Genomic DNA, 17,918 nt, shown 5'->3' with positions numbered 1-17,918 from the left:
GCGTGCCGTCCGACGTGACGTCGGCAGCAGCCGGCCACTGGACGCGCCGGCTGGTCGCGCTGTTGCTGATCCTCGCTGGCCTCGTCCTTAGCGGGGCTTTGCTGGCCCAGGAGCATGACCCGGAGGCGACTTTCCTGCTGCTCGAGGTGCGCCTGGATCAGTCGATACTGTCCAGCGCCATCCCCGCCTATGATGTCGGCGAGCATACCCTGCTGCCTTTGGGTGAGCTGGTCAGGCTGCTGACCATTGCGATCCAGACCCAGCCCGCAAAAGGCACCGCCAGCGGCTTTATCCTCAACGAAGACCGCGCGTTCAGCCTGAACCTGGGCGAAGCCAGGGTTACCCGGGCCGGGATCGGCGAGACGTTCGATCCGGCGCTGGTGCGGGTCGAGCCGGATGATTTGTATGTGGCCGAATCCCTGCTCGAGCGCTGGCTACCGCTTGAGCTCGAGATCGACCATTCCAGCCTCTCCCTGCGCGTTCAAGCTCTCGAACCCCTGCCCTTGCAGTCCCGCCTCAAGCGCGAACACCTCGGCGAGCAGGTGGGCATGGGCAGTGGTTATCAGGATCCCGGCTATCCGCATCATGAGCAGCCTTACCGGCTGCTGGGCATGCCTTTTGTGGATCAGACCTTCGCCACCGAACTGCGCAAGAACGATGCAAGCACCCAGACCGACGCGCGCTACACGGCCTTTCTCACCGGCGACCTGCTGGGCATGGAGTCATCGTTGTATTTCTCCAGCAGCAAACAGGAGCCGAGCCCCGATGTGCGGGCCACGTTCGGCCGCCACGACCCCGCCGGCAACCTGCTGGGCCCACTGCATGCCCGCTCTTTCAGTTTCGGTAGTCTCTCGACGCCGAGTGTAGAAAATATCAGCCGAGGTAGCAGTGGCGAGGGCGTGAGCCTGAGCAATCGTCCGCTGACACGGCCAACCAGCTTTGACCGTCAAACCTTTGAAGGGGATCTACCGCCGGGCTGGGACGTGGAGCTTTATTACAACGATGCCCTGATTGAGTTCCAGCGGGCCGACGCCGAGGGTCGTTATCGATTCGAAGACCAGCCGCTGAGTTATGGCCGCAATGACTTCCGCCTGGTCTTCAACGGTCCGCTGGGCCAGACCCGGGTGGAACAGCAGAGTTTCTCCCTGGATCAATCCATGGTTAAGCCCGGCGAGTTCCAGTACAGCCTTACCGAGCACCGCGATGACGACGGGCAAGCGCGCTCTATTAGCCAGTTCGACCTGGGCCTCACGCGTTCGTTGTCCGCATCGGCCGGATTCATCCGCGCACCGGCCGGTAGCGTGGACGAACAGTACTCGACCTTTGGGCTACGCACATTCTGGCAGGCCATGAGTATCAGCGGTGACTTTGTCCAGGCGCAGGACGGCGGCTCGCTGGCCGAGCTCGGCTTACAGACCCGCATCCGCGGCGTGGCGGTGGATGCCAGCCGCACACAGCTGAACGATTTCAACAGCGAGGTGTTTCTCGACTATAGCGACCCCATTCGCACCCGCGACGAACTCCGGCTCAGCAGTTCCGTGCCGCTAGGGTCGCGCTCGCGCCTGCCGGTGGCCCTGACGGCAACGCGGGACGAACGGGAGTCCGGCATGACCGATACCGATGTCAGCGCCCGTATTTCCGCCTACATCTACCACACGGCGCTCACCAACACCCTGAGCTGGCGCGCCTCCGGCGACGTCGAGCAGGCCTTGGGCAGCCTGCAGATCAGCCGCCGTGTGCGCGATATGGGTTTACGCGGCCAGGTCGATTACACCCTGGGTTCCGGCGGGGATATCTCGACGCTGGCACTCTCCGCCGATAAATACCTGGCAGACGGCTACCGCCTGACCCTGGGCGTGGCGCACGCCTTCGAGTCACCGCAAACGCAGTACAGCGCTGGCTTTACCAAAAGCCTGGGCCGCTACGGGCTGGGCGTCAATGCCAGCTATCTGGACACCGGCGAGATCGTCGTCGGCGCTCAATTCTTTATCGCCATGGGCCGGGATCCGCGCCGCTCCGACTGGCTGTTCGACGCCCGGCCCATGGCCAACAGCGGCGCGGCGTCGGTACGCATGTTCCTCGATGACAACAACAACGGCGTGATGGACCCGGGCGAAGAGCCGCTGCCGGGGGCAGGCTTCACGGTCAACGGCGGCAGGCATCAGGCCCGCACGGATGCAGCCGGCATTGCCCACATCGATCACTTGCCGGTCAGGCAATATGTCGACATCGGGGTAGACACCGCGACGCTGATCGACCCGCAATGGGCGCCGGAGATCGGCGGTATGCGCCTGCTGCCACGCCCGGGTGGCGTGGCCCGCCTGGAGTTTCCGGTGCGCATGACCACGGAGATCGACGGCACGGTTTACCTTCTGGAGAGCGGTGTCGAGCGCGGTATCGGCGACCTGAAGCTGGAACTGCTGAACGACCAGCAGGAGACAGTGGCCGAGGCAACCAGCAGCTGGGACGGCTTCTATATCGTCACCGGGGTGGTCGCAGGGGATTACCGGTTGAGAATCTCCCCCCAACAACTGCAGCGTCTGGGCCTGACGGACACGACGGGCAGCCGCCAACTGAGCGTGTCGGGCGACGGCGCCTTTATCAGCGGTATGGATCTGATAATTCAGCCTCTGTCAGAGTCGCAGCCGATCCGGCCCGCACCGCGAAATCCCCAGGGTGCGGCACAACCCAGGGGTCAAGCGCGGCTGCACAGCGAATCCTGGGTGCAGGGGCAACCCGCTACGAATTTCACTATCCAGCTGATGGCGGCAAGCTCAGAAGCAGCGGTACAAGACTACATCGAGCGCCATGACCTGACGGATACAGCGGCTTACTTTCGCAGCCAGCACCGCGGCTCGCCCTGGTACTCGGTCGTCTATGGCAGCTTTACCAGCGACCGGCAGGCCCGGGCCGCACTGCAACAACTCCCCCCGGCCCTGGCCACCGCCTCACCCTGGCTGCGGCAGTACGCTGAAATACAGTGACATGCCGAACTGGCCGGAGCCCCATCTGCGAGTCGCCGTCAAACCACCGCGTTGCCCGACAGCCTCGACGACCTGGCGACCTGAGCGCCGACTTGCGTAGTGAACCTGCACCAGGCGCTCGGCGGTAGCTGGCGCGAGACCGCTCTCGTGCCAGAGGCGCCAGCGGAAGGCTAGAAAGGGGGAAATTCTGCCGCCTGCCGCTAGGCGGTGCGCTATGCCGATCTGGCCTGCTGGCCCGCCAGCCCCTGCGCCTGCATCAGTTCGCTGATGATCGGCACCGGGCCGAGCAGGTGCTCGCGCATGATGCGGCTGGCCCGTTCAGCATCGCGCGCCAGGATCGCCTCGACCAGCACCGCATGCTCATGCCGCTTGGCCTGCAATGCCTGTTCGGAAAATACCGTGTGCTGCAACCAGAGGTGGCGATAGCGCTCGGCCTGATCGAACAGCGACGCACGCACCTGTAACAGGTGCGGCGAGCCACAGCCCGCCACTATGGCCTCGTGGAAGGCCTTGTGCCGGGCATCCCAGAGGCTGAGCATTTCTTCGGCGTTGCGCACTTCGACGACCTTGCCCAGGGTGTGTGCGCGGGCGAGGATTTCCGCTTCCCAGCTGTCGTCGCCGCGCTCGATCGCCAGGGTCAGGAGCATGGCCTCGAGGTTGGCGCGGGCGTCGTAGATGTCCGCCAACTCACTCAGCGACATGGGCGCGACCCGATAGCCGCGCTGGCTGATGGCGACCACCAGGCGCTCGGCCACCAGCTGTGACAAGGCCTCGCGCAACGGTCCGACGCCCAGCCCGTAGCGCTCCTTCAAACCGCTCATCAGCAGCTTTTCGCCGGGCTTGAACAGCCCGCGAATGATGTCCCGCTTGAGCACGTCATAGCCACGCACGGCGAAGTTTTCCCGAAAAACTGGTGCTTCCATCTGAACAGCCCCTTTGGCATACCCCGCCATCATACCGAATCAATCGACAAGAGCTGCTTGCATCCGCATGCCACACTTTTATTGACACATTTTTAAAATGTCGATATTTTCAATCTTAATCGACATTACGTCGTCCACACCGCCGCACTCCCCGCCCAGGAGAATCGCCATGACCAGCTTTGTTCCCGTCAAAGATCTAGTTGTCCCGCTGCCGCAGGAGCTCAAGGGTTTCACCCTCGCCCCGAGCCAGTACTCGCCGCGCCTGCTGCAACTGACCTTCAGCCACTCCACGGTCGAGGCCTTTCTCGCGGCCATGGCCGAATGGCCGGTGCAGGCCCTGGAGTACAAGTCGTTCCTGCGTTTCCGCGCGGCCAAGCTGCTCGACGAACTGTGCGAAGGCACCCTGCAGCCGTTGCTGATCAACACCCTGGTCGATCGCGACAGCGGTGGCTTGCTGATCACCCCGCACGGCCTGGATAGCGTGGAGCAGGCCGACGACATGGTGAAACTGGCCACGGCCGTGGCCCACCTGTTCGGCCGTTCCAACTACGACGCCATGAGCGGCCAGTACTACGCACGCTTCGTGGTGGAGAACGTCGATAACTCCGACAGCTACCTGCGCCAGCCGCACCGGGTGATGGAACTGCACACCGACGGCACCTTCGTCGAGCAGGACACCGACTACGTGCTGATGATGAAGATCGACGAGCAGCACATGGAGGGTGGCAATTCCCTGCTGCTGCACCTGGATGACTGGGAGCAGTTGCAGGCCTTCAACAGCCACCCGCTGGCGCGGCGCGACATGCGCTGGACCGCGCCGCCGAGCAAGAAGGTCGACAAGGATGTGTTCCATGCGGTGTTCGACACCGACAACCAGGGCCGGCCGATCATCAGCTACATCGACCAGTTCGTGCAGCCACGCAACTTCGAGGAAGGCAACTGGCTGACCGATCTGTGCGAATCGCTGGAAACCAGCCAGCACAAGCTGTCGGTCCCGGTGCCGGTGGGCAGCTTCCTGCTGATCAACAACCACTTCTGGCTGCACGGCCGCGACCGCTTCACCGCCCACCCCGGCCTGCGCCGGGAACTGATGCGCCAGCGCGGCTACTTCACCCACGCCAAGGTGCTGCGCAACCCGCGCCAGTGAATCGGCGCCCGTCACCCCGCTGTTCTGTCGGGAGCCTGCCGGCCGCAAGGCCGGCACTCTCGGACAACCACCCCAAGATCGCAGGCAACGGCATGTACGACTTCATCATCATCGGCGGCGGCATCATCGGCATGTCCACCGCCATGCAGCTGATCCAGGCCTATCCCGACAGCCGCATGCTGCTGCTGGAGAAGGAAACGGCGCCGGCCATGCACCAGACCGGCCACAACAGCGGCGTCATCCACGCCGGCGTGTATTACACGCCGGGCAGCCTGAAATCCAGGTTCTGCCTGGAGGGCAACCGCGCGACCAAGGCCTTCTGCGATCAGCAGGGCATTCGCTACGACGCCTGCGGCAAGCTGCTGGTGGCGACCAATGAACTGGAAATGCAGCGCATGCAGGCGCTGTGGCAACGCACCGCGGCCAATGGCCTGGAGCGGCACTGGCTGAGCGCCGGCGAGTTGCGTGAGAGTGAACCGAACATCAGCGGCATCGGCGGCATATTCGTGCCCTCCAGCGGCATCGTCGACTATGCCGAGGTCACCGCCGCCATGGCCCGAGAGTTCCAGCAGCGCGGCGGCGAAATCCGCTATGCCTGCGAGGTCGTCGGCCTGCAGGAGCGCCCCACGGAAATGCTGGTGCAGACCGCGACCGGCGACTTCAGCTGCCGCCTGATGATCACCTGCTCGGGGCTGATGGCCGACCGCATGGTGCGCCTGCTCGGGCTCGATCCGGGTTTCAGCATCTGCCCCTTCCGCGGCGAATACTATCGCCTGCCGGAACAGCACAACCGCATCGTCAACCACCTGATCTACCCGATCCCGGATCCGTCCATGCCGTTCCTCGGCGTGCACCTGACCCGCATGATCGACGGCAGCGTCACCGTCGGCCCGAACGCGGTGCTGGCACTCAAGCGCGAGGGCTACCGCAAGCGCGATTTCTCCCTGGCCGACACCCTGGCCATGCTCGGCGACCCGGGCATCCGCAAGGTGCTGCGCGACAACCTGCGCCCCGGCCTGAGCGAGATGAAGAACTCGCTGTTCAAGCGCGGCTATCTGCAGCAAGTGCGCAAGTACTGCCCCAGCCTCACCGTCAAGGATCTGCAGCCCTACCCGGCCGGGGTGCGCGCCCAGGCGGTGTCCAGGGACGGCAAGCTGATCGAGGACTTCCTGTTCCGCAACACCCGACGCAGCGTCAACGTCTGCAACGCCCCGTCGCCGGCGGCGACCTCGGCGCTGCCGATCGGCGCCTACATCATCGAACAGGTCGACGCGCAACTGCTGGCCCTGCCGGGTTTCAACAAGACCCGGCAAGAACCGGCGGCACACGCCTAGGCCGGCAGTACACCAGGAGCGAAAAAACGCTGCACCCAGCGACAATCCAGGCGCCCCTTCCGCCACGTAGCCTGTGGCTCATGCGCCTGCCCGCGGGCACTCATAAGAACAACCAAACCACTTGATCGCCAGGCCAGCCGCGCCTGGCCACTCACCTCGAGAGCGTGCCATGAACCAGCCAGTTTCCTCGTTGCCGGAAAAAGACATCCAGTACCAACTGCATCCCTACACCAATGCCCGCCTGCACCAGGAGGTCGGCCCGTTGATCATCGAACGCGGCGAAGGCATCTATGTGTATGACGACCAGGGCAAGGGCTACATCGAGGCCATGTCCGGCCTGTGGAGTGCGGCGCTGGGCTTCAGCAACCAGCGCCTGATCGCCGCCGCCGAGCAGCAACTGCGCAGCCTGCCGTTCTATCACCTGTTCAGCCACAAGTCGCACCGGCCGAGCATCGAGCTGGCCGAAAAACTGATCGAGATGGCGCCGGTGCCGATGAGCAAGGTGTTCTTCACCAACTCCGGCTCCGAAGCCAACGACACCGTGGTCAAGATGGTCTGGTACCTGAACAACGCCCTTGGCAGACCGGCCAAGAAGAAGTTCATCAGCCGGGTCAACGGCTACCACGGCATCACCGTGGCCAGCGCCAGCCTGACCGGCCTGCCCGGCAACCAGCGCGGCTTCGACCTGCCGCTGCCGGGCTTCCTGCATGTCGGCTGCCCGCACCATTACCGCTGCGCCCAGCCCGGCGAGAGCGAGGAGCAGTTCGCCGACCGCCTGGCCGCCGAACTGGAACAGAAGATCCTCGCCGAAGGCCCGGAGACCATTGCCGCCTTCATCGGCGAACCACTGATGGGCGCCGGCGGTGTGATAGTGCCGCCGCGCACCTACTGGGAGAAGATCCAGCGGGTCTGCCGCCGCCACGACATCCTGGTGATCGCCGACGAAGTCATCTGCGGCTTCGGCAGGACCGGGCAGATGTTCGGCAGCCAGACCTTCGGCATCCAGCCGGACATCATGGTGCTGTCCAAGCAGCTGTCGTCCTCCTACCAGCCGATCGCCGCGATCCTGATCAACGACCGGGTGTTCCAGGGCATCGCCGACCAGAGCCAGAACCTCGGCACCCTCGGCCACGGCTTCACCGGCAGCGGCCATCCGGTGGCCACCGCGGTGGCCCTGGAAAACCTCAAGATCATCGAAGAAGAGTGCCTGGTCGAACACGCCGCACAGATGGGCCAGCTGCTGCACAGCGGCCTGCAGCAGTTTGCCGACCACCCGCTGGTCGGCGAGATCCGCGGCTGCGGCCTGATCGCCGCGGTCGAACTGGTCAGCGATCGCGCCAGCAAGGCGCCGTACCAGAGCCTCGGCACCCTCGGCCGGCACATGGCCGCCCGGGCTCAGGAGCACGGCATGATCACCCGCGCCATGGGCGATGCCGTGGCCTTCTGCCCGCCGCTGATCGTCAGCGAAGCGGAGATCGGCCTGATCCTGCAGCGCTTCGCCAAGGCCCTCGACGACACCAGCCAATGGATCCGCTGAACCCGGGCAGGCCGCAGGCCTGCCTATCGAAGCGACTACAACAATAGACCGCAGCCACCGACAACCGGAGCCCGCCATGCAACTGAAAGACGCCCACCTGTTTCGCCAGCAAGCCTATATCGACGGGGTATGGCTCGACGCCGACAGTGGCCAGACCATCGCCGTGAACAACCCGGCCAGCGGCGAGATCATCGGTTCGGTACCGAAGATGGGCCGTGCGGAAACCCGTCGCGCCATTGAGGCTGCCGAGCGCGCCCTGCCGGCCTGGAGCGCACTGACCGCCAAGGAACGGGCGAGTAAGCTGCGCTGCTGGTTCGAGCTGATGATGGAAAACCAGGACGACCTCGGCCGCCTGATGACCATCGAACAGGGCAAGCCGCTGAGCGAAGCCAAGGGCGAAATTGCCTACGCCGCCTCCTTCCTCGAGTGGTTCGCCGAAGAAGCCAAGCGCATCTATGGCGACACCATTCCCGGCCACCAGCCGGACAAGCGCATCATCGTGCTCAAGCAGCCGATCGGCGTCACCGCGGCCATCACCCCGTGGAACTTCCCCTCGGCGATGATCACCCGTAAAGCCGGTCCGGCCCTGGCCGCCGGCTGCACCATGGTGCTCAAGCCCGCTTCGCAGACGCCGTATTCCGCCCTGGCGCTGGCGGCTCTCGCGGAAAAGGCCGGGATTCCGCCCGGCGTGTTCAGCGTGGTCACCGGCAGCGCCGGCGAAGTCGGCAGCGAGCTGACCGGCAACCCGATCGTGCGCAAGCTGACCTTCACCGGCTCCACCGAAATCGGTCGCCAGCTGATGGCCGAATGCGCCCAGGATATCAAGAAGGTGTCCCTGGAGCTGGGCGGCAACGCGCCGTTCATCGTCTTCGACGACGCCGACCTGGATGCCGCCGTGGAAGGCGCGCTGATCTCCAAGTACCGCAACAACGGCCAGACCTGCGTGTGCGCCAACCGCCTGTATATCCAGGACGGTGTGTACGATGCCTTCGTCGACAAGCTGATAGCGGCCGTGGCCAAGCTGAAGATCGGCAACGGCCTGGAACACGGCACCACCACCGGCCCGCTGATCGACGCCAAGGCGGTGGCCAAGGTCCAGGAACACATCGCCGACGCCCTCGGCAAAGGCGCCAGGCTGGTGGCCGGCGGCAAGCCGCACAGCCTCGGCGGCAGCTTCTTCGAGCCAACCATCCTGGTCGACGTGCCGAAGCATGCCGCCGTGGCCAAGGAAGAGACCTTCGGCCCGCTGGCGCCGCTGTTCCGCTTCCAGGACGAGGCCGAGGTGATCGCCATGGCCAACGACACCGAGTTCGGCCTGGCCTCCTACTTCTATGCTCGTGACCTGGGTCGGGTGTTCCGCGTGGCGGAAGCGCTGGAGTACGGCATGGTCGGTATCAACACCGGGGTGATCTCCACCGAAGTGGCGCCGTTCGGCGGGGTCAAGGCGTCCGGCCTGGGCCGCGAGGGCTCCAAGTACGGCATCGAGGACTACCTCGAACTGAAGTACCTGTGCCTCGGTATCTGAGCTGACCTTGGTCACGGCTTCACCCGCGATGCTGCTCACCTGACCAGGTGAGCAGCATTTTTTGTAGCCCGGATGCAATCCGGGAGCGGTTATTCAGGTACCAGACTTTCCCAAATTGCATCCTGGTTACGCACTTGCTCCTTTCACCTTGGTGCGCACGGCGCACCCTACAGTTTTTCCGGCACACCCTGGGCGGCGACACAGCCAGTTCACTGGATGACAAAAGACAGGGCCGCCAGCAGCAATTCTTTATCCGCCCGCCTCCCTACCATCATGACTCCACCCCCTCGCACAACAACAAGAGAAGAGTCATGGCCGGAAATATCAAGAAGCACGGCGACAGCGCCGACTGCGCCCTCGTGGCGGTCCCCGACAATCAACGCATGAGCAAAGGTTCGCTAACCATGGCCTGGTGGGCCATCTGCAGCGCCATGTTCTGGCTGGTGGTGTCCGCCACCCTGGCGATGAACTTCGGCACGCAGAACGCCATCATCGGCCTGCTGTTGTCCGTTATCACCTATGCGGCCATCAACGGCGTCATCGCCCGTTATGCAATCAAGACCGGGCTGTCGGTCGCCCTGTTCTCCCGCGTGCTGTTCGGCCGTACCGGCGCGGCGCTGGCCACCCTGATCTTCTTCGCCACCGCGATCTACTACAGCGTGTTCGAAGGCTCGGTGATCGCCATCGCCATCCACAACTATGTGTCCGGCCTCACGCTCAACCAGGCCTACCTGCTGGTGGTGCTGTACAGCGTGCCGCTGGTGTTCGGCAGCGTGCAGACCTGGCTGGACAAGTTCAACGGCGTGCTGCTGCCGCTCTACCTGCTCGGCCTGATCGCCGTGGTGGTAATGGCGGTCGGCGAATACGGCTACAGCTCCGCCTGGCTGGAAATGGGGCCTGAGAGCGGGCCGGTGAGCAATGGCTGGTGGGACTGTTTCACCTACTTCATGGGCGTCTGGATTCTCATGATGTACACCTGGGACTATGCCCGCTTCGGCCGCCAGGAAGATGCCGGCTACCACGCCAGCTTCAACTTCGGCCTGCCGTTCTACATCTTCACCTTCCTGATCAACGGTCTGGTCGGCATCTTCCTCGCCGCGACCATCCCGACTCAGGGTGGTCTCTCGGAGGTCTCGGTGGTGCTCGCCATCGTCGAGCTGATGGGCATCTGGGGCCTGCTGTTCGTCTGGGTCAGCCAGACCCGCATCAACACCGCCAACTTCTTCATGGCGGCCAGCAACATGCAGGCCTTCTTCAGCCGCTTTGGCCTGGCCGGCGTGCCTTACATGGTCTGGGCCGTGGTGGTCGGCATGGTGGTGTACGCCCTGATGCTGCTCAACGTGTTCAGCTACATCCTGCAAGCCCTGGCCTACCAGAGCATCTTCGTAGTGGCCTGGGTGGCGATCGCCCTGGCCCACATCTTCTCGCCGAAGTACGACCAGCTGTTCGACGGCAAGCTGGAGTACCAGCCGGATCGCGTCACCTCGTTCAACCCCTGCGGCCTGACCGCCTGGTTCTTCGCCGCCGGCCTGGGCATCGTCCTGCTCAACGTCGACGGTGCGGCGCTGGCGTCCTACTCGGCGCCGGTGACCTTCATCAGCGCCTTCGGCGCCTATTGGCTGCTGCTGGGCAACGCCAAACGCAGCTGGTTCATCCGCGCCAGCTGCAGCTGACACCACGCTCGTCCATAGCTGCCGGGGCTTGCCCTGGCCGCTCGCGGCAGCGAACTCACCGATTCAGCGCAAGCCTCGGCACCCCGCCGCGGCTTGGCGCTGCGCTGCAAAAAAACAAGACAGATAACGCAAAGGAGTAGCTCCATGAACCTGTTCAACCACCGCACCCTCCCCGCCCTCGGCGCCCTGCCGCTGCTGGCAGTCATCGCCCTGCCGGCCGGCGCGGTCGCGATCAACGACAACCTCGATATCGGCGGCGCGGTGCGCGCGCGCGTCGACTACGACCCCGACCGCGACATCGAGAAGCTCAGCTTCGATACCGCCTTCCTCACCGCCAGCTACAACTCCGACAGCTGGATAGGCGCGGCCAAGTACCGCTTCTACGGCGATGCCTATCCCTACGACTACACCGACAAGATCGGCGATATCTCCTTCGCCGAATACGCCTGGATCGGCTACAAGTTCGACGAGTCGCGCCAGCTCCAGGTCGGCCTGAACAAGATCCCCTTTGGCCTGCAGCCTTACTTCGGCAGCACCTTCTTCGAGTCGCTGGGCAACGTCATCGGCCTCGAAGACATCCAGGATCTGGGCGTCAAATACATCCAGCAGCAGGGTGACTGGAACCTCCAGCTCGGCTACTACCTACGCCCCGCCGACCAGGGCCAGGGCACCAGCCGCGGCGGCCGGACCTATGCCACCAGCGTCGCCACGGCCGACGACTATGTGGTCGATGGCAGCGACAACCACGAGCGCGATATCCTGGTCGGACGCCTGGCGCGCAACCTCAAGCTCGGTGCCTGGCAATCGGAGATCGGCGCCTCGCTGCTGACCTCGTCGCTGGAAAACCAGGACACCGGCGACAGCGGCCGACGCAACGCCCTGGCCGTGCACTACCTGGGCAAGAACGGCCCCTGGGGCGTGCAACTGCAGGCCACCCGCCAGGAGATGACGCCGGAAAACCCCGGCAGCGACGAACTGGTCAGCTTCGGCAGTTTCGACGGCACTTTCAACGTCGCGGCCAAGGGCGATCTGTACGTGGCCGACCTCAGCTACGACATTGCCGGCACCTTCGGCTGGTTCTCCGGGGCCAAGGTCTATGGCAACTACAGCCTGTTCGACAAGGACGAGTCCAGTTTCGAGGATTCCCAGCGCTTGATCCTCGGCACCTCCTTCTCGCTGAAAGACCTGTGGATCGCCGTCGAATGGCTGCACGGCAAGCACGACCCCTATATCGGCGGTGGTAGCTACACCCAGAGCCTGGGCGCCGGCGGCAGCGACCGCTGGGAGAACCAGCTGTACACCAACATCGGTTACTACTTCTAAGGACATCTCACAGGACGAATGCTCACGTTCCTGTCTTGGCCAGCCTAGTGCTGGCCTTTTTTGTGACCTGGACCCAGCTCGGATGGGGTGACGCCGCCGTGCAGGCTGTCAGCGGTGCGCACGGCGCACCCTACCCGAACCGGGCACGTGGCAGGCTGCTTTTGCAGGAGAACACCCCACCCGCACCGCCGCCTGATCCCGCGCGGACAGTGCACTGCACGCCAATAAACGGTGCACCCGGCGACAAGCCAGGCGCCAGGCCGGCGCGTAGCTTTAGTGACGTGGGCAAGACATCCGTCACGGCCCTCACCCGGACAAAAACAAGATTTGTGGTGACCCATGAACACAGTAGATCCGATCACCCTGGCAGTCGTGCGCGGTGCGCTCGAAACCGCCCAGCGAGAAATGACCCTGACGCTGGAAAAGACCAGTCGTTCGAGCGTGTTCAACCTCGCCCACGACTATTCCAACGCCCTCTTCGACCATCTCCCGGAAATGATCCTACAAGGCCAGGACATCCCGATCCACCTCGGCTCGCTGATCCCGGCGATGAAATGCGTGGCCGGCTTCTTCGGCGATGACATCGCCGAGGGCGACGTCATCTATCACAACGACCCGGCCTACAAGGGCAGTCACATCCTCGACTGCTGCATGTACAAGCCGGTGTTCTACCAGGGCGAACTGGTGTTCTGGACCGTCTGCAAGGGCCACCTCACCGACATCGGTGGCCCGGTGCCGGCCGGCTACAACCCGGATGCCAAGGAAATCTACGCCGAAGGCCTGCGCATCCCACCGGTCAAGCTGTGGGCCCAGGGCAAGCGCCGCGAGGACGTAGTCAACCTGCTGCTGACCAACATGCGCGCCCGCGCCTACCAGGAAGGCGACCTGAATGCCCAGTACGGCGCCTGCAGCGTCGGCGAACGTCACCTGATCGAGCTGCTCGAGCGCTATGGCGTCGAGCAGGTGCGCGCCTGCATCGGCGAACTCAAGGACATGGCCGACCGCCACATGCGCGCCCTGCTGCGCGAGGTACCGGACGGCTGCTACTCGGGTACCGCGGTACTCGAAGACTCCGGCCACGGCCTGGGCGAACTGTCAATCACCGCGCGGGTGGAAATCCGTGGCGACCAAGCCCATGTGCTGATCGAGAGCCCGCCCCAGGTGCCCTACTTCATCAACTCCTACGAGGGCAACTCGATCTCCGGCGTCTACCTCGGCCTGATGATGTTCGCCCAGGTGCCACCGCCCTATAACGAAGGCCTGTACCGCTGCATCAGTGTCGACCTCGGCCCACCCGGCACGCTGTGCAACGCCCAGGAACCGGCGCCGCACGTCAACAGCACCACCACGCCGATGGAAACCCTTGCCGACGCCGTACGCCTGGCCCTGGAGCAGGCCGCACCGGAGCGGGTGACCGCCTCCTGGGGGCATGCCAGCGGGATCAACATCGCCGGCCACGACCCGCGCAACGGCAACGACGAATACGTGACCATGGTCCTCGCCTCGATCATCTCCGGCGCCGGCGCCAACCAGGCCATGGACGGCTGGCCAGCCTGCGGCCCGCTGTGCTGCTTCGGCGCGCTGATGTCCGGCGATATCGAGCTGCTGGAGTATTCCTACCCGATCCTGATCCACCGCTACAGCCTGATGGCCGATAGTGGCGGCGCCGGCGAATTCCGCGGCGGCTCCGGCACCCGCCTGGAAATCGAACCGCTCGAACACGCCATGACCGTGGTCGGTTTCGGCGAAGGCCGCCAACTGCCGACTGCCGGTGCGGCCGGGGCGAAGAACGTGCTGCTCGAGCCCAAGCTCGGCCGCCTGATCCACCGGCATGCCGACGGCGAGGAAACCCACTACATCCAGAACACCCTGCTGACCGCCCAGCCGGGCGAACGGGTGATCAACGTCAACCCGGGCGGCGGTGGCTATGGCGACCCGCTGCGCCGGCCGCTGGCCGCGGTACTGGCCGATGTGCGCAATGGCCTGGTTTCGCGCGAAGGCGCGCGCCTGGAATACGGCGTGGTCATCGACAGCCAGGGCCAACTCGACGAAGCCGCCACCCGCGCCCAGCGCGCCGCGCAATGAGCACAGCAGAGGATCAGAGCATGACTAAGCAACAATATCGCCTGGGCATCGACGCCGGCGGCACCTTCACCGATTTCATCCTCGCCGACCGCAACGGCAACGTGCAGCTGTTCAAGGCGCCATCCACCCCGCATGACGGCACCCTGGCGATCCGCAACGGCCTGGCGCAGATCGCCGATGCCATCGGCCGCAGCCCGGCCGAGATCATTGCCGACTGCGATCTGTGCATCAACGGCACCACGGTGGCGCTCAACGCGCTGATCGAGAAGACCGGGGTCAAGGTCGGCCTGCTGTGCACCGACGGCCACGAGGACAGCCTGGAAATCCGCCTCGGCCACAAGGAAGACGGCCACCGCTACGACGCCACCTATCCGCCGGCGTACATGCTGGTGCCGCGCCACCTGCGCCGGCCGATCGGCGGGCGCGTGCTCAGCGACGGCCGCGAGTACAGCCCGCTGGACGAGGCGGCGATCCTGGCCGCCATCGACTACTTCCGCGAGCAACAGGTGCAGGCGGTGGCGATCTCCTTCGTCTGGTCGGTGCGCAATCCGAGCCACGAACAGCGCGCCATGCAAATGGTCCGCGCTGCCCTGCCGGACGTGTTCGTCTGCAGCGGCCACGAGGTGTTCCCGCAGATCCGCGAATACACCCGCACCTCCACCACCGTGGTCAACGCCTACCTGAGCCCGGTGATGGGCCGCTATATCGAGCGCATCGACGCGCTGTTCGAGGAGCTGGGCGCGCAGCAGCCGACCCGCTACTTCCAGTCCAACGGCGGCCTGGCGCCCGGTGCCGTGATGCGCGAGCGCGCGGTCAATGCGATCAACTCCGGGCCCGCCTCGGCACCGCAGGCCGGTCTGTGCGTGGCGCAACCCTTCGGCATCGACAACGTGATCACCGTCGACATGGGCGGCACCTCGTTCGACATCACCCTGAGCAAGGGCGGGCGCACCAATTTCAGCAAGGACAGCGACTTCCTGCGCTACCGCATCGGCGTGCCGATGATCCAGGTGGAAACCCTCGGCGCCGGCGGCGGTTCGATCGCCCACCTCGACGACTTCGGCATGCTCCAGGTCGGCCCGCGCAGCGCCGGCGCCACGCCCGGCCCGGTGTGCTACGGCAAGGGCGGCAGCGAGCCAACCGTGACCGACGCCAACCTGGCGCTCGGCTACCTGGCCGACGGCGCATTGCTCGGCGGCAGCATCCGCCTCGACCGCCAGGCCGCGATCAACGCGATTCGGAGCAAGATCGCCGAACCGCTGGGCATCAGCGTCGAGCGCGCGGCGATCGGCATCATCACCCTGGTCAACCTGAACATGGTCAGCGGCATCCGCCGGGTGTCGGTGGAGCGCGGCTATGACCCGCGCGACTTCGCCCTGATCGGCGCCGGTGGCGCGGCGGGCATGCACGTGATGCGCCTGGCCGAGGAAATCGGCAGCAAGGTGGTGCTGATCCCCAAGGTGGCATCCGGTTTGTGCGCCTTCGGCCAGATCCTCTCGGACATCCGCTACGACCAACTGACCACCCTGCCGATGCGCCTGGATGATGCGCACGTCGACCTCGAGCAGCTCAACCTGGCCCTGCACGACCTGCGCGAGCGCGGCATGGCCAACCTGCGCGACGACGGTTTCAGCACCGGCAACCGGGTCGACTGCCAGTACAACCTGGAGATTCGCTACCTCGGGCAGATCCACGAATGCAACGTCGAGCTGAGCTGCGAGCAACTCGACCGCAGCAGTCTGGCGGCGCTGCGCGAAGCCTTCCACCAGCGGCACAAGGCGCTGTTTTCCTACAGCGAACCGGACAGCCCGATCGAGCTGGTCAACCTCGAGTGCTCGGTGATCGCCCGCCTGCAACGGCCGCCCATGCCGGAGCTGGTCATCCCGGCCGAACCGTCCGCGGCCAGCCCGGCCGGTCACCGGCCGATGCTGTTCAGCGCCCAGGACGACTGGCAGGACACCCCGGTGTACAACGGCGACCGGTTGCAGGCTGGGCAGACCATCCAGGGCCCCTGCGTGATCGAGGAAGCGACCACCAACATCGTCGTGCCTCCAGGCTGGCAGGCCACCCTGGCGCCCTCGGCCACCTACCGGCTGACACCCGGCGATTGACCCTTGGTAAGCATTGGCAAATGATGGCAAATCAGCGGCGCCGGCAGTTCTACTGATCGGCGCCGTCCTCACAATAACAACACACGAGGGCCGGCCATGGCACACCAACTCTCCACTCGCTATTGGCCCGACAGTGAACGCCAACCGCGCTGGGCCGAGGCGATCGGCAGCACCTATTTCCCGCTGTCGCTGGAATTCGCCCCCAACGCCAGTTTCAGCGGCAGCCTGCGAATCTGGGAAACCAACAGCACCTCCCTGACCTTGTCGCGCCTGCGCTCGAGCCAGCTCGGCTACTCGCGCAGCAAGGCCCAGGTCAGCGACGACCGCGAAGCCTGCTACCTGGTCACAGTGCCGCGTCGCGCCGAAGTACATTTCGAGCAGGACGGCCGCGAACTGCACTGCCAGCCCGGCGGTTTCATCTTCGAGCGCGGCGATGCGCCCTACCGTTTCCACTACGCCAGCGATAACGACCTCTGGGTTTTCAAGCTGCCCGAACGCGCCCTGCATGGCCAGCTACGCGGCGCCGAGCGCTATACGCGCTTCTGCTTCGATGCCAAGCGCAGCCTCGGGCGGATCTTCGTCGACCAGTTGGCGATGTGCGCGGCGCGCTTCGACGAGTGCGACCAGGCCGCCCGCCACATGCTGCTGGAACAGGCCCTGTCGACCCTGCTGATGGCCCTGCGCCAGGACGAACGGGTGCTCAACAGCGAAAGCTCGAACCTGGCCGCCCTGCACCTGCAGCGCATCGAACACTACGTCGAGCAACACCTGTGCTCGTCCGACCTGACCCCGCAGCAGGTCGCCGCCGCCTGCGGCCTGTCGGTGCGCTATCTGCACAAGCTGTTCACCGGCACCCCGTACAGCCTCGGCGAGTGGATCCGCCTGCAGCGCCTGGAAGCCATCAACCGGCGCCTGCACGACCCGCACTGCCACCTGTCGATTGGTGAACTGGCGCTGCACTGGGGTTTCAGCGACCAGGCGCAGTTCACCCGCAGCTTTCGCCAGCACTTCGGCTGCACCGCCAGCGAAGTCCGTGCAAGGCTGTCCGCCAAGTAGGGTGCGCCGTGCGCACCGGCATCGCGCTTCATCATCGGTGCGCACAGCCTATGCGGCCACGCACCCTAGGATTCAGGCGTGCAGCACCACGGTGCGGTTGGCGTTGAGGAACACCCGCCGTTCGAGGTGGTAGGCGATCGCCTTGGCCAGGGTCTGGCACTCGATGTCGCGGCCCTTGGCGACCAGGTCTTCGGGGTAGTGGGCGTGGTCCACCGACTCC

Annotated in this window: 11 protein-coding genes and 1 pseudogene; 10 read left to right on the top strand and 2 right to left on the bottom strand. The window is 65.0% G+C overall.

Annotated elements, in window-relative coordinates; genetic code table 11:
- Window positions 1-14: 14 nt before the first annotated feature.
- Window positions 15-2,984 (top strand): SPOR domain-containing protein, encoded by a 2,970-nt coding sequence (locus R3355_RS18755; RefSeq protein ID WP_318962583.1) that lies wholly within the window; start codon window positions 15-17, stop codon window positions 2,982-2,984.
- A 212-nt stretch (window positions 2,985-3,196) separates the two neighbouring features.
- Here R3355_RS18755 and csiR read toward each other — a convergent pair whose 3' ends face one another.
- Window positions 3,197-3,907: a DNA-binding transcriptional regulator CsiR gene (gene csiR / locus R3355_RS18750; RefSeq protein WP_318950613.1), complete on the bottom strand. Its 711-nt coding sequence runs from the start codon at window positions 3,905-3,907 to the stop codon at window positions 3,197-3,199.
- A gap of 169 nt (window positions 3,908-4,076) precedes the next feature.
- Between csiR and glaH the strand changes: the two genes are divergently transcribed.
- From glaH to R3355_RS18705, 9 genes are all read left to right on the top strand, one after another.
- Entirely contained in the window at window positions 4,077-5,054 is a 978-nt protein-coding gene (gene glaH / locus R3355_RS18745) for a glutarate dioxygenase GlaH (protein WP_318962582.1), read from the top strand.
- Between the two features lie 92 nt (window positions 5,055-5,146).
- On the top strand, window positions 5,147-6,388 hold the full coding sequence (lhgO, locus tag R3355_RS18740; RefSeq protein WP_318962581.1) for an L-2-hydroxyglutarate oxidase: 1,242 nt from the start codon (window positions 5,147-5,149) through the stop codon (window positions 6,386-6,388).
- A gap of 169 nt (window positions 6,389-6,557) precedes the next feature.
- On the top strand, window positions 6,558-7,925 hold the full coding sequence (locus R3355_RS18735) for an aspartate aminotransferase family protein (RefSeq protein WP_318962579.1): 1,368 nt from the start codon (window positions 6,558-6,560) through the stop codon (window positions 7,923-7,925).
- Window positions 7,926-8,001: 76 nt separating this feature from the next.
- Window positions 8,002-9,450 (top strand): NADP-dependent succinate-semialdehyde dehydrogenase, encoded by a 1,449-nt coding sequence (gabD, locus tag R3355_RS18730; RefSeq protein ID WP_318962578.1) that lies wholly within the window; start codon window positions 8,002-8,004, stop codon window positions 9,448-9,450.
- Between the two features lie 311 nt (window positions 9,451-9,761).
- Window positions 9,762-11,123: an allantoin permease gene (locus R3355_RS18725; RefSeq protein ID WP_318962576.1), complete on the top strand. Its 1,362-nt coding sequence runs from the start codon at window positions 9,762-9,764 to the stop codon at window positions 11,121-11,123.
- Window positions 11,124-11,267: 144 nt separating this feature from the next.
- Window positions 11,268-12,446 (top strand): porin, encoded by a 1,179-nt coding sequence (locus R3355_RS18720; RefSeq protein ID WP_318962574.1) that lies wholly within the window; start codon window positions 11,268-11,270, stop codon window positions 12,444-12,446.
- A 339-nt stretch (window positions 12,447-12,785) separates the two neighbouring features.
- On the top strand, window positions 12,786-14,531 hold the full coding sequence (locus R3355_RS18715; protein WP_318962573.1) for a hydantoinase B/oxoprolinase family protein: 1,746 nt from the start codon (window positions 12,786-12,788) through the stop codon (window positions 14,529-14,531).
- A gap of 20 nt (window positions 14,532-14,551) precedes the next feature.
- Entirely contained in the window at window positions 14,552-16,642 is a 2,091-nt protein-coding gene (locus R3355_RS18710) for a hydantoinase/oxoprolinase family protein (RefSeq protein WP_318962572.1), read from the top strand.
- A 96-nt stretch (window positions 16,643-16,738) separates the two neighbouring features.
- Window positions 16,739-17,698, top strand: coding sequence for a helix-turn-helix domain-containing protein (locus R3355_RS18705; RefSeq protein WP_318962571.1), 960 nt, complete (start codon window positions 16,739-16,741; stop codon window positions 17,696-17,698).
- A 72-nt stretch (window positions 17,699-17,770) separates the two neighbouring features.
- On the opposite strand, the pseudogene R3355_RS18700 reads toward R3355_RS18705, so the two are convergent.
- Window positions 17,771-17,918 (bottom strand): annotated as a pseudogene (locus R3355_RS18700) (formyltetrahydrofolate deformylase); the annotation flags it as partial.

This window comes from Pseudomonas sp. (genome assembly GCF_033723075.1).
Lineage (GTDB): Bacteria > Pseudomonadota > Gammaproteobacteria > Pseudomonadales > Pseudomonadaceae > Aquipseudomonas.
Note: the sequence above shows the minus strand (reverse complement) of the source record. Positions and strands in the feature narration are given on the sequence as shown.